The following is a 21,775-nucleotide window of genomic DNA, read 5'->3' on the forward strand; positions in this document are numbered from 1 at the left end:
AAATGAGGGATTTCGATATGATAAAGAAGATTTTAGGCAGCATTGGCAAATCGGTGGTGTCAGGCGGAACTTTTGAGATTCCCGAGCACGATTCGCCGCTTTTTTCCAAAATCAATTGGGAAAAACTGCCTCGCCATGTAGCAATCATTATGGATGGCAACGGGCGTTGGGCGAAAGGCCAGGGAATGATCCGCACGGCTGGTCATACGGCTGGCGTCAAGACGCTCAAGAATATTTTAAAGACGGCAATTGGCCTGAATCTTGATGCGCTTACGGTTTATGCCTTTTCGACGGAGAACTGGAAGCGCCCGCATGCGGAAGTAGATTTTTTGATGAATCTGTTTTCAGAATATCTGCGGAAAGAAGTTCAGGAAATGCATGAAGACAATGTGCAGATTCATTTTATTGGACGGATTGACGGCCTGCCCGAATCGCTGCAAAAGCAGATACGCGATGCCGAAGAACTCATGAAGAATAATACCGGTGTTAAATTCAATGTGGCGGCAAATTATGGCGGTCAGGATGAATTGATTCGTGCTGTGCAGGCGATTAGCAAGCAGGTGGCTGCCGGGCAATTGGCCGCTGAGTCGATTGATGCAGCCGTTATAGAGGAAGCCTTGGATACCAAGGGCAATTTGCCGGTCGACCTGGTGATTCGCACGAGCGGTGACCAGCGGCTCTCAAATTTCTTGCTTTGGCAGTCGGCTTATGCAGAATTTTGGTTTACGGATACGAACTGGCCGGATTTTACACCGGAGTGTTTTGTAGAGGCAATGATCGATTATGCCGGCCGTGACCGCCGTTTTGGCGGCCTCACGAAGGATGAAAAAAAATAATAGGGGCGTTTTCATTGATTACAAGAATTATTACGGGGATTATCGGTATCGTGCTGGCGGCCTTTGTCATCCAGACAGGCGGCACTGTGTTTGCTGGTTTCGCGCTGGTATTGGCATTGCTGGCCTGGTTTGAGTATGTCCGCGCCTTTTCGGAAAGAGGGATGGGCCTTACCTTTGGCACGGGACTGGCTGGAATTACGCTGCTCTGGTATGCCGGACGGTATGGCAATGCAGAACTCATGATGGCGGTCAGTACGCTCATCGTATTGGTAATCCTGTTGGAAAGTGTATTGCGTCACAGTGTAACCAGTATTATGGACGCGGTGACATCGATTGCAGGAATTTTTTATTTTGGTTTTCCGTTTGCCTACATGGTGATGCTTAGGGATATGCAGCCGGGCATGATGATTTCCACGCCGCTCGGAGCTGTTCCGTTTGGGGCTGCGCTGATTTGGATTATGTTTGTCGGTACCTGGGCAAGTGATACGTTCGCGTATTTTACCGGCTCGGCATTGGGACGCCATAAGCTTTGTCCGAGCATCAGCCCGAACAAGACAGTGGAAGGATTCTTAGGGTCTGTCGTGGGAACGACGGCTTCGGCAGCCGGTCTTGGCGTTTTCTTTTCGTTGCCGGTCAAGGAATTGGCCGTTTTAGGTTTGGCCATTTCGATCCTGGCAACGCTGGGCGATTTGGTGGAATCGGTGGCAAAGCGTTATACCGGCATCAAGGACTCGGGCAATATTATCCCGGGACATGGCGGAATTTGGGACCGCTTTGACAGCGTCCTGTTTACGGCACCGCTGGTATATTATTTTGTAAAAATCGTCGGCTTGACGATGTAAAGGAAGTAAGGTGAATCCGCGATGAAAAATATAGCGGTATTGGGCTCTACGGGGTCTATCGGTACGCAGACGTTAGATGTGGTGCGCAGCCATCCGGAAATGTTTCATATTTCGGTTTTGGCAGCCAATGCTAGTGATGAACTCTTAGAGCAGCAGATTCGTGAGTTTGAACCGGAGCTGGCGGTACTTTCCGATGAAGCTGCGTACAACCGGTTAAAGAGCCGGTACAGCGGTCCGACGAAACTGGCGGGCTGCCGTCAGGCTTTTATTGAGGCAGCTGCTGTCGATGAAGTCGATACGGTAGTTACCTCGATGATGGGCTTTGCCGGTCTTGAACCGACGATGAAGGCCTTGGAGGCGAAAAAAGATATTGCGCTGGCCAATAAGGAAACGCTGGTCGTTGCCGGTGAGATTGTCACCCGCCGCGCAAAGGAACAGGGTGTAGCCATTTTGCCGGTCGATAGTGAGCATTGTGCTTTCTTCCAGTGTCTGCAGGGAGAAAAGCTCGCGAGCATTGAAAAACTCCTGCTGACTTGTTCAGGGGGACCGTTCCGCGGGAAGAAACGCGAGGACCTTAAAGATGCGACGGTTGAACAGGTACTGGCGCACCCGACCTGGAATATGGGCAAAAAAATCACGGTGGATTCGGCGTCGCTTGTCAATAAGGGGCTGGAAGTCATTGAGGCAAAGTGGCTCTATGGTGTCCGTTATGACCAGATTCAGGTAGTAGTTCATCCGCAGAGCATTGTCCATTCGATGGTACAGTTCCATGACGGTGCCGTTATCGCCCAATTGGGTTCTACGGATATGAAGCTGCCGATTCAGTATGCGCTGACTTATCCAGAACGCACCGATTCGAACTTTGAGCGTCTGGATTTCTGGAATATGAAGGATTTGACCTTTGCTGAGCCGGATACGGATACGTTCAAAGGACTCAAATTTGCCTACGAGGCCGGTGAGATGGGGGGCAGCATGCCCTGTATCTTTAACGCGGCCAATGAGATTGCCGTAGGCGCATTCTTAAAGGGCGGCATCAAGTTCCTCGATATTTATGACATCATCGAGCAGACGATGCTGAAGCGCGAATGCATCATGGAACCGACGCTGGAAGAGTTGTTTGAGGAGGACAGCTGGGCCCGCGGCTATGCGGCGTCCCTGCTGACAAAATAACAGGCAGGTGTTTTTATGGTTTTGACGATAGCAGCAGCTATTTTTGTGTTTGGCCTTTTGGTGCTGGTTCATGAACTGGGGCATTTTATCACGGCAAAACTCACGGGAATGCGCGTCGATGAATTTGCCATTGGTTTCGGGCCAAAGCTTATAAGTCATCAGTGGGGAGAAACCGTTTATTCGATTCGTGCGATACCGCTGGGCGGCTTCAATGACATCGCGGGCATGGACCCGAGTGATAATGATGCCGGTGAGCGCGGTTATTGCGCCAAACCGGTCCTTTCCCGCATGGTAGTCATTTTGGCGGGGTCGATTATGAATTTTATCCTGCCCGTGATACTGTTCTTTGGCATATTTTTCTTTGCTGGTGTCAGCACGCCTAATCCGGAGCCGATTCTTGGCACCGTTATGGAAGGCAAGCCGGCAGCTGAGGCCGGCCTGCAAAATGGCGACCGCATTATCAGCCTGGATGGTGTGGTTGTCGAAAAATGGACAGATTTTGTCAATGGCGTAAAGGACAATGCGGGAGACCCGGTTACCGTTGTCGTGCAGCGTGGGGATGAAACGATTACTACGGTAATGACGCCGGTATACGACAATCAGGCTAAGAAGGCCGTAGTTGGCGTAATGAGTTCGGTGGAAACACATCATCCGGGCGTCTTTGAAGCCGCTCAGCTGGCGGTGAAAAAGACCGTGGCAATTATCCTCATGATGCTCGACGCGCTCTATAAGATTATCCTGGAACTTTCAGGGGCTGAACTGGCCGGTCCGATAGGCGTAGCGCAGATGGCTGGCGAAGTTGCTCAGATGGGCTTTGTACCGCTCTTGAATTTTGCTGCCTTTTTGAGCCTCAATCTTGGCATTGTGAACCTGTTCCCGATTCCAGCGCTTGATGGCGGACATTTTGCCGGACTGGTTGTCGAGGCTGTGCGGGGAAAACCGATGAGCCCAAAGGCACTGGAATACACGCAGAAGATTGGCATCTTCCTGCTGATTTTGCTCATGGTGCTGGCAACTAAGAACGATATTGTACGCGTCTTTACGGGAGGCTGAAGAAATGATGAAACGCAAAAAGACCCGTCAGATTCATATCGGACCAGTGGCCATTGGCGGGGGAGCACCGATTTCGGTGCAGTCCATGTGCAATACGAAAACTACGGATACGGAAGCAACGGTTGCACAGATTAAGGCGTTGCAGGCTGCTGGCTGTGATATTGTCCGGTTGGCAGTACCGGACATGGAGGCGGCTAAGAACCTGGGCAATATCATAGCCCAGGTCGATGTGCCGCTGGTGGCTGATATCCATTTTGACTATAAGCTCGCATTGGAGGCTATTGATCAGGGCATTTCAGCTTTGCGCCTGAATCCGGGCAATATTGGCGGCGAGGAAAAAGTCAAAGCGGTAGTACAGGCGGCTAAAGCCAAGCATATTCCCATCCGGATTGGTGTCAATGCCGGTTCGCTGGATAAGAAAATCCTGGCCAAGTACGGTGCGGTTACGCCGGAAGCATTGGTAGAATCTGCCATGCAGCATATCCGTATCCTCGAGGAATTGGATTTTCACGATATGAAAATATCCCTCAAGGCCCATGATGTTCCGCTGACGTTAGCGGCATACCGCCTGATGAGCGAGACGGTGGATTATCCGCTGCATCTGGGCATTACTGAAGCAGGTACTGTCAACACGGGTATCATAAAATCCGCCGTGGGAATCGGTGCTTTGCTGGCTGAGGGAATCGGTGATACCTTCCGGATTTCGCTGACTGGTGACCCCGTGGTAGAGGTCAAGGTAGCCAATGAAATCCTAAAATCCCTGGGGCTGAAGGAATATGGCCCGACGCTGGTAGCCTGCCCAACCTGCGGCCGAACCAGCATCGATTTGCCGGCCATTGCCGCTCAGGTGGAAAAGAAGCTGGAGACCATCAAGGACCCGATTGACGTTGCGGTTATGGGCTGTGTCGTCAATGGACCGGGCGAGGCACGCGGTGCCGATGTCGGCATTGCTGGCGGCAATGGCGAAGGACTTATTTTCCGCAAGGGAGAAATTATCCGCAAGGTACCCGAGGAAATACTGGTCGAGGAACTGTTCAAGGAAATCGATGCAATACTGGAGGAACGTAAACAGAAATGAGAGCAAGTAATTTATATGCACCAACACTTCGTAATACGCCGGCCGAGGCGGAAATCGTCAGCCATCAGCTGATGTACCGTGCGGGGATGATCCGCAAGGTTGCCGGTGGTATGTACACTTTCCTGCCGCTTGGCTGGCGGGTTATCCGCAAAATTGAGGAGATTATCCGCGAGGAAATGGATGAGGCTGGCGGCCAGGAAGTCGCTATGCCGATTCTGCAGCCGTCGGAGCTTTGGGAAGAGAGCGGCCGCTGGGCTGCCTATGGCGATGAGATGATGCGCATCAAAGACCGTCATGGACGTAACTTCTGCCTTGGCCCGACGCATGAGGAAATGATTACCGACCTCGTCCGCGATGAGGTCAGCAGTTATAAACAGCTGCCATTGTTGCTCTATCAGATTCAGGATAAATTCCGCGATGAACGCCGTCCGCGTTTCGGCCTTATGCGCAGCCGCGAGTTTATCATGAAAGACCTTTACTCCTTTGATAAGGATGTCGAGGGCATGAATGTATCGTACCAAAAGATGTATGATGCGTATACGAACATCTACACCCGCATGGGGCTTAAATTCCGCCCGGTAGAAGCTGATAATGGTGCTATTGGCGGCGGTCATTCTCATGAGTTCACAGTGCTGGCAGAGGCTGGTGAGTCCAATATTGCCTACTGCACGAAGTGCGATTATGCCGCTAGTGATGAAAAGGCCGAATTGGCGCCTATCGAAGCAGCGGCAGAAGAAGAATTGGAACTTACGAAGGTTGAAACGCCAGCTGCCGCTACCATTGAGAGCGTAGCGGAGTACCTGAATGTTCCCACGTCGAAAACCATCAAGGCTGTAGCCTATCAGACGGATACGGATCAGCTGGTACTGGCATTTGTCCGCGGTGACCATGAGGTCAACGAAGTCAAGGTAATCAATCAGGTAGAAGGTGCGTTAGAACTCCGGATGGCTGAGGATGAGGCCATCAAGGCGGTGGGCGGCTGCCCGGGATTCATGAGCCCGATTGGCATCAAAGAGGGTACGCTTATCCTGGTAGATCCGACGGTCATGAACATGCATAATGCTGTCGCTGGTGCCAACGAGGCCGATATGCATTATAAGAATGTAAATCCGAAGCGCGATTTTACCCAGCAGAGCATCGTTGTTACTGATTTGCGCATGGTCAAAGAAGGCGATGCGTGCCCGCGTTGTGGTGCACCGATGACGATGACGCGTGGCATCGAGGCCGGTCAGGTATTTACGCTTGGAACAAAATATTCGCAGGCAATGGGGGCTACCTTCCTCGATGAGCAGGGAAAATCTCAGCCGCTTTACATGGGATGCTATGGCATTGGTGTCGGCCGTACAATGGCTGCTGCAATCGAGCAGAACAACGATGAGCAGGGCATCATTTGGCCGAGAGCTATTGCGCCGTTTGAGGTGGTTGTCGTTGCAGTCAATGTGAAAAAAGATGACCAGCTGGCCTATGCCGAGGAAATTTATGCGGAATGCCGCAAAGCCGGCATGGATACGCTGCTTGATGACCGCAAGGAGCGCGCCGGTGTTAAATTTAAAGACTGCGATTTGATTGGCTATCCGGTCCGGGTAGTCGTTGGACCGAAGGCTGTAGAAGAGGGCCTGATTGAAGTCAAGGTACGCAAGACAGGGGAAGTATTTACCTTTAGCCGTGAAGAGTACTTGGAAAAAGTTCAGGAGCTCTTGCAGAACCTTTGATAAACGGCAAAAAAATAACCGCCATTCGCAATTGCGAATAGCGGTTATTTTTTTATCCGTTTTATTCAGCGGAGCCAACAGCTTCGTTGAGGCCTTCAATCAGAGCGTCAACATCAATGCCGTGAGCCATAGCACCCTGCTCGATGTTTTCGAAATGTGCGGCAGCGCAGCCAAGGCAGCCCATGCCGGCATTGACGAATACATCAACCGTGTCCGGATATTTCTGAACGACTTCGAGAATGCTCATGTCTTTGGTAATTGCCATAATATAGAACCTCCTATATAGCTTAGTAAAAACCCATCGAAGATGGGAAATTTCCATTACCCGAATTATAGCACAGAAGGGCAGATGGATACAAGGAATAATGAACCACATTCACAAAAAAATAAACGGGACTGGAATTTTCTTGGAAATCGGGGTAAAATGAATAGGATTGTGAAAGTGAGGAATCGAAAGATGTCGTTAGAACATAGAAGAAAAAATACCGCAAAGTGGTGGCTGCGGGCGGCGGTAATCTTATTGCTGCTGCTGGTTCCTGTGCTGATATCCGGCCAGAAGCCAATGACGGCGACCATGGTGGCAGACAGCGAAACCGGAACTAAGGTGATGGTGCTGAATTACCATAAAATCGATAACACCTTTATCTCGCTGGCGGTTCGCCCGGATGATTTTGACGAGCAGATGCGTTATCTTCGGGATAATGGGTATCATACGATTTCGCCGGACGAACTTTATGATAGTATAGCAGGAAATGGCGAGCTGCCGGAAAATCCGGTATTGATTACGTTCGATGACGGGTATGAAGATAATTATACCAATGCTTATCCGATTTTGAAAAAATACGGATTTAAAGCTACGGTATTTGTGATTACAAGCTTTTTGGGCAAGGATAAAAATTACATGACTTGGGACCAGGCGAGGGAAATGGATGCCCATGGCATCAGCATTGAATCGCATACCGTTGACCACAAGTCGATGACCGACCTTACGGACGAACAGCTCCGGATGGAGTTGGTGGATTCCAAGAAGAAGGCGGAAAAGGAACTGGGGCATTCGGTAGATTATATGGCCTATCCTACGGGAACTTATAATCTGCATATCGCGGAGATGGTAAAGGAGGCAGGCTATAAAGCGGCCTTTACCATTAAATACGGAAATGTGGATAAAGCCAGTAATATTTACGCCTTAGAGCGTGTGCCGATATTCCATACGGAAGATACACGCAAGGACTTTTTGGAGCGCATACGTTATACCCCGATATTTGAGCGCTTTGGCTGGACGAAAAATTAATGGGATTGGCGCGCAAGCCTATTATATGAAGGAAAAACCTGTGAATAAACAGCAAAATCAGACTGTTTATTCACAGGTTTTTTGCATAATTGTGGAATAATTTGTGGAAAAATACGCGCTGAGGCTAACTGGGGCTTGCAAAAGTGGCGGATTTTTGATATAAATGAGAGGAGAAAAAGTGGTGAATTGTGGGGGAAAGTGGTTTAAAAGGCCAGAAAGGTGGTGAGGCAGAATGTTTATGGGGGAATATGTACATTCCATCGATGCCAAAGGGCGTATCATTCTGCCGGCTGATTTTCGCCAGGAACTCGGTGTCACCTTTGTGATTACGCGTGGTCTGGATAACTGCCTATTCCTATATGGACAGCAAGCCTGGGAAGAGTGGGCGGCAAAGCTGCGCGCTTTGCCAATGGCCAAACCGGCTGCCCGCGCCCTTAACCGATTCTTCTTTGCTGGGGCCAGAACGCTTGAGTGTGATAAACAGGGGCGTTTCCTGGTTCCGGCTAATCTCCGTTCACATGCGGGAATTGCGTTGAAGCAGGATGTCGTGCTTACCGGTGTCGACAACCGCATCGAGGTTTGGAGCAAGGAACAATGGGAGAAGTATAACGAAGAGGTGGAGCCGGATGTGACGGCGATTGCCGATTCGCTTTCCGAATTGGGAATATAACCCACTTTTGCTAAAGATAAATGCTAGGAGCAGGAAACATGGAGTTTCATCATATCAGCGTGATGCTGGAAGAGACCGTAAAAGGTCTGGTGACAAATAAAAAGGGAACTTATGTGGATTGTACGCTAGGTGGTGCCGGTCATTCCAAACGAATTACGGAACTATTGGAGCCGGAGGGACGTCTTATCGGCATTGACCAGGACGAAGAGGCGATTGCGGCAGCGACAGAGCGGCTAAAAGATGCGGCCTGCCGGGTGGATATTGTTCATAGCAACTTCCGCAACCTGGAGTCGATTCTTGAGGAAGAGAATGCTCCACTGGTGGATGGTGTGGTGTTCGATCTTGGCGTATCGTCGCATCAGATTGATACGGCGGAGCGAGGGTTTTCGTATATGCTGGATGCGCCTTTGGATATGCGAATGGACCCGGAAGCAGCTTTTTCTGCCTATGATGTGGTCAACAAATATAGTGAGAAAGACCTTGACCGCATTTTCCATGATTATGGAGAGGAACGCTGGGGACGCCGGATCGCACAGTTTATCGTCAAGGAGCGTGCCGTAAAGCCCGTTGAGACCACTGGTGAACTGGTGGATATCATTTGCAAGGCCGTGCCGAAGGCGGTCCGTCAGGCGGCGAATGGTCATCCGGCCAAGCGTATTTTTCAGGCCATTCGCATTGAAGTCAATGATGAATTGGGAATTTTGGAGAGCACATTCCGTACGGCAGTCAAGCATTTAAAGCCGGGCGGCCGTATCGCCATCATCACCTTCCATTCTTTGGAAGACCGCATCGCCAAAACGACGCTTAAGGAAATGGCCCGCGGCTGCATTTGTCCGCCAGAACTGCCGGTGTGTATGTGCAATCACAAGCCTGAAATTCGCATGATTGGCAAACCAATTCAAGCGACCAGCGAGGAATTAGCCAACAATTCCCGGTCAAAGAGTGCTAAACTAAGAATCGCAGAGAAATTACCGCAGCAAGAGGAAGGAGGGGATCGCTGATGCTCGCACGACAGGAAGAAGAACAAGTAGAAGAAGTGCTTTCGGTGGAGGAAGAGAACAGACGGTTAAGACAAGCACCGAAGGAGCCGCTTTTTAAGACGGTTCTGGATACGAGTACCCGGTCCCACTGCCAGATTTTGTTTTTGACGATGGCAGTCCTTGCTATGCTGGTTACCGTAGGCAGTGGTGTCAGTGCCAGCCGTGGGTATGCACTGGTAGCTGTTCAGCAGAAGGCAGATGCGTTGGAGCAGGAGAATGAGCGGTTGAAGATTGATATCGCTAAGCTCAAATCGCCGGAACGCATCAAGAATATTGCCCAAGACCAGTTGGGGATGGAAGTTCCCAAGCATACGTATTTCAGTCAGGAAAAGTAAATACGTAGCCGCCAAACAGGTGGCTGTCCAGGAAAGAGGCTGTCATGCAACGTGAACAGCTTCTTTCGTCTTTATATAGAAATAAAAAACACTACTATTTTTTTTCCAGACGGTTTATAATAGTGTACGGTCCGCAATTATGAGTGGCGGAATCTGAGGAGGAAAATCGATGAAAACTATCAATCAGCTGGCAGAGCTCGTAGCAGGCGCTGAAGTTATTGGCAATAAAGAAACGGTTATCACGGGGATTGAACATGATTCCCGCAAAGTAGAGAAGGGAACGCTTTTTGTCTGCATCCCGGGGCTTCATGTGGATGGACATAAATTTATTCCCCAGGCAGCAGCTGCCGGAGCGGCAGCTATTCTCACGACGCGGGCGGATGTAGCGGTCCCGGAGGGGATCGCTGTGCTTTTGGTCAAAGACCTTACGGCTGCGCTGGATGCGATTGTGCCGTTTTTCCACGACTATCCTGCCCGCAGCATGCGTGTGATTGGCATAACTGGTACTAACGGCAAGACGACGACCAGCTACATTACCCGGGCTATCCTGCGTGAAGCCGGCTACAAAGTAGGTCTCATCGGCACCATCCAGATTATGATGGAAGATGAAGTATTCCCGATTCACAATACGACGCCGGATGTGGTCGAACTTCAGCATACGCTGGCTATTATGCGGGACAAGGGGATGGACTATGTCGTTATGGAAGTTTCCTCCCATGCGCTGGATCAGAACCGTGTCGCCGGGATAGAGTTCGATACGGCTGTCTTTACGAACCTTACCCAGGACCATTTGGATTATCATAAAACACTGGAAAACTATATGCTGGCAAAGGCCAAATTGTTTGAGGCAGTATCGAAGGATGGTGTCAAGCAGGGCAAGACGGCAGTGGTTAATATCGATGATGAAGCTGGCAAGACGATGCTCGAGCATGCCTCCTGCCGCCACCTTACGTATGCCATAAATGGCGAAGCGGATTTGCGGGCTACGGATGTAGACGTTCTGGCAAGTGGTGCCAATTTCACGCTGAATCATGCATCGTTTGGCAAGATGGCACTCAAGCTGCATATCACGGGCATTTTCAATGTCTATAATGTCATGTCGGCCGTAGGAGCTGCGCTGGCTGAAAATATCAAACCGGAAATCATTGAAAAGGTCTTGCAGGGCTTTACCAGTGTGCCGGGGCGGTTTGAGCTGGTGAAGGCTGGTCAGGATTTTTCCATCATCGTTGATTATGCGCATACGCCGGATGGCGTGGAAAATGTACTCCGTACCGCCCGGGAGATTGCCAAGAAGAAAATTATCGCAGTCTTTGGCTGCGGCGGTGACCGTGACCGCACGAAACGTCCGATTATGGGACGGCTCGCAGCGCAGCTGGCGGATGTCGTTATTGCTACATCGGACAATCCTCGTTCGGAAGATCCGGAATTCATTCTGAGTGAAGTGGAAGCCGGCGTGAAAGAAGCAATTGGCAGCAAGCATCATGAGAAGATTACAGACCGTCGTGAAGCAATTTTCCGCGCTGTGGAATTGGCGGAAAAAGACGATATTGTTATCATCCTGGGCAAAGGCCATGAAAATTATCAGATTTTGAAGGATGAGACTATTCATTTCGACGATAAGGAAGTGGCGAAAGAAGCAGTCGCTGCGCGCAAGGAGGAAAACTGATGCCAGCATTTAATCTTGAAGAAGTACAGGCGATTACAAACGCTTCGGTATATGCCAAAGAAAAAGAAACCTTTTGCGATTTGGTCAGCGATACCCGCAAGATTTCCGACGGTGTCCTTTTCCTGGCCTTTAAGGGCGAGCGTTTCAATGGCGAAGATTTTGCAGCAGAGGCGCTGCAAAAAGGTGCTGCTGGCGTAATGGTAAGCCGTGACTGCGCGCCTGAGATCCTGTCAGCGTGCAAGGGGACGGTCTTGCAGGTAGAAGATACTTTGCAGGCGTATCAGCAGCTGGCTCATAATTGGCGCATGCGCTTTACGAACCTTCCGGTCATTGCTATTACAGGATCGAATGGCAAGACAACGACCAAGGATTTAACGGCAGCGGTGCTGTCTGCCCGTGGCCCGGTGCTCAAGACGCAGGCAAACTTCAACAATGAAATCGGCCTGCCGATGACGCTCTTGGGAATCCGTGAGGAACATACGGCAGCCGTGGTGGAAATCGGAATGAGAGGATTCCACCAGATTGAGGCTATGGCCCCTATTGCAGAGCCACAGATTGGCATTGTGACCAATGTCGGAGAAACGCATATGGAGCTGCTGGGGTCGCTGGAGAATATTGCCAAGGCTAAAGCCGAGCTCGTGGAAGCGATTCCTGCTGGTGGAACGGTCATTCTTAATGCCGATAATAAATATGTCGCCGGGATGCGTGATAAGGTCAAAGCAGGCGTTCGTGTCCTGACGTTTGGCCTTGAGCAGGAGGCTGATGTGCGCGGCGATGCCATTGAGACGGAAGGCCAGACGACGAAATTTGTGGTAACCTACCAAAAGGAGCGTCAGGAATATACCATTGCGATGGTAGGGCGCCACAATGTCTACAATGCGCTGGCTGCGATTGCGGCAGGATTTGCGCTGGGGCTCACGGCGGCTGAAATCCGTCAGGGGCTTCAGAATCTTGAGGCGACGAAGATGCGCTTTGAGTGCAAGAAGGTCAAAGAATGGAATGTGGTTAATGATGCTTATAATGCGAGCCCGATGTCGATGACGGCAGCCATCAATACCCTTTCGGAATTGACGAAGGGACGCAAGATTGCAGTAATGGGCGATATGCTGGAACTTGGCAGCGTGTCGGTAGAAGCACATCGCCATGTCGGTGAGGAATTGGCCCAGCACCATTTTGCGGCTGTTATCACCCGTGGTGAGATGGGGAACCATATTGCTGACGGAGCTTCAAAGGGCGGTGTGCCCGCTGTATTCCGCTGTGCTTCGCACGAAGAAGCAGCACAGCGGCTTCACGAAATCCTGCAGCCGGAGGATACGATTTTATTCAAAGGGTCGCGGGGGATGCAGATGGAAAAAATTATCGACCTGCTTTAAGGAATATGAACTAGAAAGAGGAATCACAAAGTGGAAACGAGTTTACTCATTGCGGCAGTGGTAGCTGCTGGTTTTGTATTGGTGACGGGACCGTTTTTTATCCCGGAACTTCATAAACTGAAATTTGGCCAGAGCATTCGTGAAGAAGGCCCGAAGAGCCATCAGGCAAAGAGTGGTACGCCGACTATGGGCGGAATCATGATTATCCTGGGAATTACGATCGGCACGGCGGTGGCAGCACCGCTCTCTACGGAAATCCTGCTGGCACTTTTTATCACCTTGGGTCATTTCGTGCTTGGATTTCTCGATGATTATATCAAGGTGGTAAAGAAACGCAATCTGGGCCTCAAGGCCAAGCAGAAAATGCTGGGGCAGATTATTATTGCTGTGGTTACGATGATTATCGGCACGCGTATGCTCGGGATTGATACGAGCGTATGGCTTCCAATCGCCAACACTTCCATCAACATCGGCGTGGGATATTATTTCCTGCTGCTCTTTGTTATGGTGGGAACGTCCAATGCAGTTAACCTTACCGATGGCCTCGACGGTCTGGCTTCGGGAACTATGGCTATTGCCGCTAGTGTCTATGCAGTAATCTGCCTGAATATGGGACATAAGGATTTGGCGATTTTCTGTGTGGCTGTCGTTGCGGCCTGCCTGGCGTTCCTGCGGTTTAACGCTCATCCTGCCAAGGTGTTTATGGGCGATACGGGCTCGCTGGCATTAGGCGGTGCGTTGGCTGCTGTTGGCATCCTGACCCATACGGAAGTTTTGCTGGCCGTAGTCGGCTTGATTTTCGTCTGTGAGGCCCTTTCGGTTATCATCCAGGTTATCTCCTTCAAGTCTACGGGCAAGCGCGTGTTCCGCATGAGCCCGATTCATCATCACTTCGAACTTGGTGGATGGTCTGAGTGGAAGGTTGTATTCGTATTTTGGGCAGTAGGGCTTTTGGCAGGTATTGCCGGTCTGTGCATGCTGTAATTCATTGGAGTTCATAAGAATTCATTGAGGGGGATTTCTTCGTGGTTATGAATCTTTCAGGAAAGAAAGTTCTGGTAATCGGTGCTGGCATCAGTGGCTTTGCCTCGGCTAAGCTGGTCAAATCGTTTGGGGCTGAGGTGGTGTTAAGCGATGCCAAAGAGGAAAAGGATATCCAATACGATTTTCAGGAGCTTCGGGATAAGGGAATCAAACTGGTATTTGGCCCGCAGCAGGAGAGCCTGCTCGACGATGTTGACTGGGTGATGGTATCCCCAGCGGTTCCAGAGCGGATTCCTCTTATTCAGGCCGCTTATGCCCGCAAGATACGCGTGCTCACCGAGGTAGAACTGGCTTATGAGTTAGCCGAGTCCCCCATCTGTGCGGTGACGGGAACAAATGGCAAGACCACGACGGTTACGCTTTTAGGGCTGCTGCTGGCAACTCATTACAATCCCGTCGGCGTGGGCGGCAATATCGGTGTTCCGCTTTCTGAAGAAGTCCTGCGCGTAGGAAAGGGCGGCTGTATTGCCGCTGAGATCTCGAGCTATCAGATGGAAATCACGAAGGATTTTCACCCGCATATTGCAGCTGTGCTCAATGTAACGCCGGACCATATTGTCCGTCATGGCTCCATGGAAGTCTACCAGCAGATGAAAGAGAAGATGTTCGGGCAGCAGACCGCGGAGGATTTTCTGGTACTCAATTACGATGACGAGCAGACCCGTGGCATGAAGGCACGGGCTAAGGCCAAGGTTTGCTATTTCAGCCGCCGGGAAGAGTTGGCAGAAGGTGCCTTTGTCCGGGATGACCAGCTGGTCATCCGTTGGGCTGGTCAGGAGTATTTGCTTTGCAAAGTCAATGAGCTTGGCATCAAGGGGGCTCATAATGTTGAGAATGCCTTGGCCGCTATAGCGTCGGCATTCCTTGCCGGCTGCGAGCCTGCGAAGATGATTCATGTCCTCAAGGAATTCCGCGGGGTTGAACATCGCATCGAGTATGTTCGCGATCTGGATGGCGTGGCGTATTATAACGATTCAAAGGCAACCAATACGGATTCGGCGATCAAGGCTTTGGAGACTTTTGACGATGGCATAGTGCTTCTGGCGGGCGGTGATGATAAGCTTACTGACCTTACGGATTTCATGCAGCTTTGTAAAAAGCGCGTTTCTGACCTTGTGCTGCTGGGAGCAGCTGCGGAACGTTTTGAACAAGAGGCGCTGAAAAACGGTTATCCGGCTGAGCATATCCATCGGGCAGGTTTTTCGATGGAAAAAGCTGTGGAGAAAGCGCATGCGCTGGCGAAGGCACCACAGGTGGTACTGCTTTCCCCGGCTTGTGCAAGCTTTGATATGTATGATGGAATGGCGCAGCGCGGCCGCGATTTTAAGCGCCTGGTAAATAATTTATAAAAGGGGTTCTTATTTTGAATATTATTGTATCTGGTGGCGGAACGGGCGGACATATTTATCCGGCCATTACGATTATCCGCACGATACAGCAGAAATATCCGGAGGCGAATTTCCTCTATGTGGGAACGACCCGCGGATTAGAGGCCGATATCATACCGAAGGAAGGAATTCCCTTTGCAACGGTGGATATTCAGGGCTTTGAACGTCATTTGACACCGGCTAATCTGATTCGTGCCGGTAAGGCTATGGCCGGGGTGGCAAAAGCGGCGAAGATTGTCCGGGATTTCCATCCCGATGTCGTGGTGGGAACGGGCGGCTATGTCTGTGGTCCGATTTTGCTGGCGGCAAGTCTTATGCATGTACCGACCCTGATTCAGGAACAGAATGTCGTTCCGGGAATTACCAATAAAATCCTGTCGAAATTCGTTTCAAAGATCGCAGCTGGTACCGAGGAAGCAATGAAACACTTCCCAGCGGCGAAAGTTCTTTGCACGGGCAATCCCATCCGCAGTGAGGTAATGACGGCATTGCGCGATGAAGGGGCCGCTGAATTTGGTTTTGACCCCAAACGCAAGACGGTATTGGTGTCGGGCGGCAGCCGCGGCGCGCGGGCAATCAATCGTGCGATGATTGACGTGCTGGTGCAGGCAGCTAACCATCCTGAGGTACAGTTTCTGCACGTCACAGGCAAAAATGAGTACGAGGATGTTGTCCAGCGCCTGGCACAGGCCGGACTTGACCTTGAAGCGGTGGATCATATCAAGGTCCGGCCGTATCTCTATGATATGCCAAAGGCTATGGCCATGGCAGATCTGGCGATATTCCGTGCTGGTGCTACTGGCCTGGCTGAGCTTACGGCCCGGGGAATACCATCGATTTTGGTGCCTTATCCGTATGCAGCCGAGAATCATCAGGAGCATAACGCGAGAGCTTTGGAAGAAGCAGGCGCGGCCCGGATGATTCTCAACAGCGAGTTGACCAGTGAACGGTTAAGCGCTGTTCTGGCAGAACTTTTGAGCGAAGAGGATAAGTTAGCCGCTATGGCGGAAGCCAGCCGTAAAATGGGCAGGCCGCAGGCGGCAGGCGATATTGCCAATCTCGTACTGGAACTTGCGAATTGTTCATGAGGGGAGAAAGATTGATGAAACAGCTGAAAGAGCTTAAAGATATCAAAAAGATTCATTTTGTTGGTATCGGCGGCGCTGGCATGAGCCCGCTGGCAAAGATTATGGCAGAACTCGGCTACGAGGTTTCTGGTTCCGATAGAGAAGACTCGCAGGTGATTGAGAACCTGCGCAAACTTGGCGTCAAGATCATGTTGGGCGGCCAGAAGGGCGAAAATGTCAAGGGCGTGGATGCGATTGTGGTATCGACGGCAATTCCGTATGACAATCCGGAAGTATTGGCGGCTCGTGATTTAGGCATCACAAAACTGCACCGTTCTGATATCAATGCAGCCCTGGTAAATGAATACAAGGGCATTGCCGTAGCTGGCGCTCATGGTAAGACTACGACCACCTCGATGCTGGGCGTATCGCTTACGCATGCCGGTGTTTCGCCGACGGTGATTGTCGGAGGCGAAGTACCAGACCTCGGAACGAATGCAAAACTTGGTGAGAGTGAATATCTGGCATCGGAAGCTGACGAAAGTGATGGTTCGTTCTTGAAACTTCGTCCGCATATTGCCGTGGTAACAAATGTCGAAGATGACCATATGGACCATTACGGTACGATGGAAAACATTATCAAGGCATTCCGCCAGTTCATTCAAAATGTAGATAAAGAAACAGGCTATGCGGTTCTTTGCTTTGACAATGAAAATCTGCGCAATATCGCCAAAACGGTAGACCGCAAATACTATACCTATGCCATTGACCATGAGGCAGATTATCGTGCTGTCAATATCAAAACAGGTGGAAAGGGCATCTGCTTTGATGTCGTTCATGGCGAAGAGGAATTGGGCCATATTTCGCTCAATATTCCGGGACGTCATAATGTACTTGATGCTATGGCCTGCATTGTTACGGGCCTTACGATGGGAGTTCCCTTTGAACAGATGGCAGCGGGACTGGCTGCTTTTCATGGGGCAAAACGCCGTTTCCAGACAAAAGGCCGTGTAAATGGGGTATGGGTCGTAGATGATTATGCCCATCATCCGACCGAAATTGCCGCTACGCTTAAGGCCGCCAAGGAAACGAAACCAGGACGCCTTATCTGTGCCTTCCAGCCGCATCGCTATTCCCGTACGCAGCTTTTGCATGAAGAGTTTGGCAAGGCGTTTGTATCGGCGGACCTTTTGATTCTCACGGATATTTATGCCGCCGGTGAAAGCCCGATTGAAGGCGTAGATGGGGAGACTATCCTGAAGGAAGTACGCCGCCAGTCTGGTCAGGATGTAATCTACCTGCCACAGCGTGAAAAGGTGGCAGAGCACCTCAAGAGTGAAGTGAAAGACGGTGACCTTGTCATCACGATGGGCGCTGGTGACATCTATAAAACCGGTGAGGAACTCGTGGAGATGCTGGAAGATAATTGAGGATAAAGGAGAAAATGTTCAGATGAATCAAGATAAAATTGTTGTTGTTATGGGTGGAACTTCTACGGAAGCAGAAATTTCCCGTCAGACGGGTACGGCTATCTTGAAGGCACTCCAGTCGAAGGGCTATAATGCCGAGGGCATGGAACTTAATCCGACGACCTTTGCCGAGGATATCCGCAAGAGCGGCTGTGCGATGGTATTTAACGCAATCCATGGCAAATTCGGTGAAGACGGTATGATCCAGGGAACGCTGGACATGCTGGGGATTCCTTATACGGGGTCCGGCGTGCTGGCTTCGGCAGTAACCATGGATAAAGCAGCATCCAAGCGCGTATTCGTGGCAGAGGGGATTTCAACGCCGCGTTCCCAGACGTTCCATGCATTTGAGATGAAACACAATCTTGTCGCTGAAATCGAGAAAAACTTTTCCTGGCCGGTAGTCGTAAAGGCTGCTTCGCAGGGGTCGAGCATTGGCGTTTATATTGTTGAGACGCATGAAGAGCTGGAGAAGTCGTTGCAGGAGGCTTTCAGCTACAACGATGAAGTCCTGGTAGAGGAATTTATCAAGGGCCGTGAGCTGACTGTAGCAGTTTGGGGCGATGATGAGGCGAAAGAAGCATTCCCAATCATTGAGATTACGACTACTTCTGGACGTTATGACTACGAAAGCAAATACACGAAGGGTGCATCGACGCATATCATTCCGATGCCGGTATCGGACGCTAAGACAAAAGAAATCCAGGACCTTGCTATCAAGACGTTTACGGCTTGCGGATGCCGCGGCGTAGCACGCGTGGATATGATGCTGGGACCTGATGAGAAGCCCTATGTAATCGAAGTCAATTCGGTTCCAGGCATGACGGAATTGTCGCTGGTTCCGGATGCTGCACGGGCAATGGGCGTTGAGTTCCCTGAATTGTGTGAACGCATTTTGGAGATGGCTGGTTTTAAAAAATAAGCCGATGGCCGGAATAAGCCGGACAGGATACTACCTGTCCGGTTTATTTCTAGGGCAAGAAGGGAGTGAAGGCGATGGAAACAACGGAGAGAGAAGAGCAGGAAATGCAGCCAATAAAAAGCAATCGAAAAGTCCGCCGCAGCCCACGAAGAATCATAAAGGGACTTTTATTCCTGCTTATATGCGGAAGCATAATGGGAATTGTCATTTATTCGCCCCTGTTTACGTTTCAACGGTTGAATTTGAATGGCAATTCGTATTTGAACAGTGATGATGTTATGGAGATTGGCAGAATTCAGAAGGGAAACCCACTGTTTCAGCTAAAAACAGATGAGATCACGCAAAATCTCATGCATGACCTGCGCATTGAATCGGCAGTGGTACGCAGACGGCTGCCAGACACGATTGAGATTGACATTACAGAACGAGTGCCGGTAGCAACTGCAATCTGTGATTATGGTTATATTGATTTTGACCGGCAGGGAAAAGTCATCCATAGTTATCGGTCACTGCATAAAATGCCTATTCCGTTGATAACGGGAACTACCCTGCATGATTTATACATCGGTGATGATAACAAGGACGAGCAAGTGGCACAAATTCTTATGTTCCTGCAAAAACTCAATGCGGATGCACTCAATCAGATTTCGGAAATCAATATGGCCAATCCGGAACAGATAACTGCCTATACGACAAATGGCGTGCAAATACGGTTGGGATCGATGGAGAGACTGGATGAGAAGGCAAAACTCACGCAGGATTTCCTGGATAACCTTCCGGGCAGCCGTCATTCGATTGAGTATGTCGATTTCAGCTACACTGCCCCCTTTATCCGCTTGAAGCATATGCCGAAGGAAAAAGAGACTGTCGTTGATGCCAATGCACAGTAAATAAAGCTTGTTTGGATGGAATTCTGGAAGTTTTTTCGGAAAAGCTATGGAATTCAATGCAAAATGATGATAAAATAAAACGGTATAATTGTGTAGATTGGCAAATGTGGTAGACAATCACATTACAGAATATAATCGTCATGGGGGTTAATGCAGTGTTTGAATTGGATGATAATGGCCTGGATCAACTGGCTACAATTAAAGTAATAGGTGTTGGCGGTGGCGGCAGCAATGCAGTCAACCGTATGATTAATCTTGGCCTTCAGGGCGTAGAGTTTATTGCCGTAAATACGGATGCGCAGGCTTTGATGAAATCGCTGGCGCCAAAACGCATGCAGATTGGCGAAAAGCTTACGCGTGGTCTTGGTGCAGGTGCCCAGCCGGAAATTGGACAGAAGGCTGCTGAGGAAAGCCGCGATGATATTCTGGAAGCACTCCGTGGCGCCGATATGGTATTCGTAACTGCCGGCATGGGCGGTGGAACGGGTACTGGTGCAGCACCGGTAGTGGCAGAATGTGCGCGTGAAATTGGTGCACTGACAGTAGGCGTTGTAACGCGTCCATTCTCTTTCGAGGGCATGAAACGCCGCCGCAATGCGGAGTTCGGTATTGCCAATCTCAAAAAACATGTGGATACGATTATTACGATTCCGAATGACCGTTTGATGCAGGTCGTTGATAAGAAAACGCCGATTACGCAGGCTTTCAGCATTGCGGATGATGTGTTGCGCCAGGGCGTAAAAGGTATTGCTGACCTCATTGCGCTGCCGGGACTTATCAACCTTGACTTTGCTGACGTGAAGAATATCATGAGCAATGCTGGTTCGGCTTTGATGGGTATTGGTGAAGCTTCGGGTGAGAATGCGGCTGTAGAGGCTGCTAAAGCGGCTATTGCATCGCCACTGCTGGAAACCAGTATCGATGGTGCGCGCGGCATTCTGCTTAATGTCACTGGTGCAGAGGAAAATCTCAGCATGTTTGAGGTTACCGAAGCATCGAATTCCATTGAAGAAGCTGCTGACAGCCAGGCAAACATTATTTGGGGTGCTGCTGTCGATAATACGATGGGGGATGCTGTACGTGTTACGGTTATCGCCACTGGTTTTGATGCGCCGGAAGAGATTGGTGTCCAGTCTACGGCACAGCCTGCAGTGAGCACGGCTTCTGTGGCTGCAGATACGGCGGAGAAACCGGCGGAAGCACAGCCGGCAGCACCAGCTCCGGATTTCATTGATATCCCGGTTTGGATGCGTCGTAAATAAAATTCAAAAAAGTGTTGACAAGATTGTTAAGAGCAGATATAATATATCTTGTTCTTAACACTTGTTAATTGCATATGGGTAGGTGCCCGAGTGGTTAAAGGGAACAGACTGTAAATCTGTCATCTTCGGATTACGATGGTTCGAATCCATCCCTGCCCACCATCATGGCGGCGTAGCTCAGTTGGCTAGAGCATGCGGTTCATACCCGCAGTGTCAGGAGTTCAAATCTCTTCGCCGCCACCATTTGTAATCAGTGAGCGCATCATGTAAATGGTGCGCTTTTTATTCATTTTAAAACTTTTGAAATTTTGCAAAAAAGTTTTAAAATGGTGTTGACATTCGATGAAAAAGCGTGTATCATAATACAAGTCGCTGAGAGATACAGCAAAGACAAAAACAGTTCGAAGCCTTGACTGGCAAGTGGCTGTGCGAGTTTTTGCGAAAATGCTTCAAAAAAGAATTTAAAAAAGTTCTTGACAGAAACGAACCGATGCGATATACTGAATGAGTCGCTGAAATGAGTGACGGAGATTGTTCTCTGAAAACTAAACAATGTAAAATGAAATCATGCAATATGATTTAAGCCAGATGTTAAGATGAAACTTCGGTTTCATAAATAAACATCGATTGGTATGAACAACATAGCAATCGGCAATTTCTTTTTAAG

The 21,775-nt window shown here is 50.0% G+C and carries 20 protein-coding genes and 2 tRNA genes; 21 read left to right on the forward strand and 1 reads right to left on the reverse strand.

What is annotated here, in order from left to right; all coding sequences use genetic code 11:
- Window positions 1-17: 17 nt before the first annotated feature.
- Genes uppS through FZ040_RS06610 form a run of 6 tightly spaced genes read left to right on the forward strand, consistent with a single transcriptional unit; the run spans window position 18 to window position 6,691 of the window.
- The gene (gene uppS, locus FZ040_RS06585) at window positions 18-836 is read left to right on the forward strand and encodes an undecaprenyl pyrophosphate synthase (protein ID WP_149171260.1); all 819 of its coding nucleotides are present in this window, start codon (window positions 18-20) and stop codon (window positions 834-836) included.
- A gap of 14 nt (window positions 837-850) precedes the next feature.
- Window positions 851-1,678, forward strand: coding sequence for a phosphatidate cytidylyltransferase (locus tag FZ040_RS06590; RefSeq protein ID WP_149171261.1), 828 nt, complete (start codon window positions 851-853; stop codon window positions 1,676-1,678).
- A 21-nt stretch (window positions 1,679-1,699) separates the two neighbouring features.
- Window positions 1,700-2,848: a 1-deoxy-D-xylulose-5-phosphate reductoisomerase gene (locus FZ040_RS06595; protein ID WP_149171262.1), complete on the forward strand. Its 1,149-nt coding sequence runs from the start codon at window positions 1,700-1,702 to the stop codon at window positions 2,846-2,848.
- Window positions 2,849-2,863: 15 nt separating this feature from the next.
- Window positions 2,864-3,901, forward strand: coding sequence for an RIP metalloprotease RseP (rseP, locus tag FZ040_RS06600; RefSeq protein ID WP_149171263.1), 1,038 nt, complete (start codon window positions 2,864-2,866; stop codon window positions 3,899-3,901).
- Between the two features lie 4 nt (window positions 3,902-3,905).
- The gene (ispG, locus tag FZ040_RS06605) at window positions 3,906-4,979 is read left to right on the forward strand and encodes a flavodoxin-dependent (E)-4-hydroxy-3-methylbut-2-enyl-diphosphate synthase (protein ID WP_149171264.1); all 1,074 of its coding nucleotides are present in this window, start codon (window positions 3,906-3,908) and stop codon (window positions 4,977-4,979) included.
- A complete protein-coding gene (locus tag FZ040_RS06610; protein WP_149171265.1) occupies window positions 4,976-6,691 on the forward strand; it encodes a proline--tRNA ligase in 1,716 nt (571 codons plus the stop codon). The genes ispG and FZ040_RS06610 overlap by 4 nt, the downstream gene beginning before the upstream one ends.
- Window positions 6,692-6,752: 61 nt before the next feature.
- Here the strand turns inward: FZ040_RS06610 and FZ040_RS06615 are convergent, their stop codons facing one another.
- A complete protein-coding gene (locus tag FZ040_RS06615) occupies window positions 6,753-6,956 on the reverse strand; it encodes a DUF1858 domain-containing protein (protein ID WP_149171266.1) in 204 nt (67 codons plus the stop codon).
- Window positions 6,957-7,148: 192 nt separating this feature from the next.
- Between FZ040_RS06615 and FZ040_RS06620 the strand changes: the two genes are divergently transcribed.
- The 15 genes from FZ040_RS06620 (at window position 7,149) to FZ040_RS06690 (ending at window position 21,351) form a co-directional block, all read left to right on the forward strand.
- The gene (locus FZ040_RS06620) at window positions 7,149-7,982 is read left to right on the forward strand and encodes a polysaccharide deacetylase family protein (RefSeq protein WP_149171267.1); all 834 of its coding nucleotides are present in this window, start codon (window positions 7,149-7,151) and stop codon (window positions 7,980-7,982) included.
- Window positions 7,983-8,214: 232 nt separating this feature from the next.
- Window positions 8,215-8,652, forward strand: coding sequence for a division/cell wall cluster transcriptional repressor MraZ (gene mraZ / locus FZ040_RS06625; protein WP_149171268.1), 438 nt, complete (start codon window positions 8,215-8,217; stop codon window positions 8,650-8,652).
- Window positions 8,653-8,690: 38 nt separating this feature from the next.
- Window positions 8,691-9,653, forward strand: coding sequence for a 16S rRNA (cytosine(1402)-N(4))-methyltransferase RsmH (rsmH, locus tag FZ040_RS06630; protein ID WP_149171269.1), 963 nt, complete (start codon window positions 8,691-8,693; stop codon window positions 9,651-9,653).
- A complete protein-coding gene (locus FZ040_RS06635; protein WP_074514485.1) occupies window positions 9,653-10,027 on the forward strand; it encodes a cell division protein FtsL in 375 nt (124 codons plus the stop codon). Before rsmH ends, FZ040_RS06635 begins: the two co-directional genes overlap by 1 nt.
- A 169-nt stretch (window positions 10,028-10,196) precedes the next feature.
- Window positions 10,197-11,693, forward strand: coding sequence for a UDP-N-acetylmuramoyl-L-alanyl-D-glutamate--2,6-diaminopimelate ligase (locus tag FZ040_RS06640; protein WP_149171270.1), 1,497 nt, complete (start codon window positions 10,197-10,199; stop codon window positions 11,691-11,693).
- A complete protein-coding gene (locus FZ040_RS06645; RefSeq protein WP_149171271.1) occupies window positions 11,693-13,066 on the forward strand; it encodes a UDP-N-acetylmuramoyl-tripeptide--D-alanyl-D-alanine ligase in 1,374 nt (457 codons plus the stop codon). The genes FZ040_RS06640 and FZ040_RS06645 overlap by 1 nt, the downstream gene beginning before the upstream one ends.
- Window positions 13,067-13,096: 30 nt before the next feature.
- The gene (gene mraY, locus FZ040_RS06650; protein ID WP_149171272.1) at window positions 13,097-14,050 is read left to right on the forward strand and encodes a phospho-N-acetylmuramoyl-pentapeptide-transferase; all 954 of its coding nucleotides are present in this window, start codon (window positions 13,097-13,099) and stop codon (window positions 14,048-14,050) included.
- A gap of 47 nt (window positions 14,051-14,097) precedes the next feature.
- Complete coding sequence (murD, locus tag FZ040_RS06655) at window positions 14,098-15,459, forward strand: UDP-N-acetylmuramoyl-L-alanine--D-glutamate ligase (RefSeq protein ID WP_149171273.1); 1,362 nt, start codon at window positions 14,098-14,100, stop codon at window positions 15,457-15,459.
- A gap of 14 nt (window positions 15,460-15,473) precedes the next feature.
- The gene (murG, locus tag FZ040_RS06660) at window positions 15,474-16,586 is read left to right on the forward strand and encodes an undecaprenyldiphospho-muramoylpentapeptide beta-N-acetylglucosaminyltransferase (protein WP_149171274.1); all 1,113 of its coding nucleotides are present in this window, start codon (window positions 15,474-15,476) and stop codon (window positions 16,584-16,586) included.
- 14 nt (window positions 16,587-16,600) lie between these two features.
- Window positions 16,601-17,995: a UDP-N-acetylmuramate--L-alanine ligase gene (murC, locus tag FZ040_RS06665; RefSeq protein ID WP_149171275.1), complete on the forward strand. Its 1,395-nt coding sequence runs from the start codon at window positions 16,601-16,603 to the stop codon at window positions 17,993-17,995.
- 22 nt (window positions 17,996-18,017) lie between these two features.
- Window positions 18,018-18,956, forward strand: coding sequence for a D-alanine--D-alanine ligase family protein (locus FZ040_RS06670; protein WP_149171276.1), 939 nt, complete (start codon window positions 18,018-18,020; stop codon window positions 18,954-18,956).
- Between the two features lie 104 nt (window positions 18,957-19,060).
- A complete protein-coding gene (locus FZ040_RS06675; protein WP_149171293.1) occupies window positions 19,061-19,846 on the forward strand; it encodes a cell division protein FtsQ/DivIB in 786 nt (261 codons plus the stop codon).
- 155 nt (window positions 19,847-20,001) lie between these two features.
- Window positions 20,002-21,108: a cell division protein FtsZ gene (ftsZ, locus tag FZ040_RS06680; protein ID WP_255448784.1), complete on the forward strand. Its 1,107-nt coding sequence runs from the start codon at window positions 20,002-20,004 to the stop codon at window positions 21,106-21,108.
- Between the two features lie 76 nt (window positions 21,109-21,184).
- Window positions 21,185-21,270: transfer RNA gene (locus tag FZ040_RS06685), tRNA-Tyr, on the forward strand.
- A gap of 4 nt (window positions 21,271-21,274) precedes the next feature.
- Window positions 21,275-21,351 (forward strand) — tRNA-Met (locus FZ040_RS06690).
- Window positions 21,352-21,775: the final 424 nt, after the last annotated feature.

Origin of the sequence: Pseudoselenomonas ruminis (assembly GCF_008271295.1) — a bacterium.
In the GTDB taxonomy this organism is placed as follows: Bacteria; Bacillota; Negativicutes; order Selenomonadales; family Selenomonadaceae; genus Selenomonas_A; species Selenomonas_A ruminis.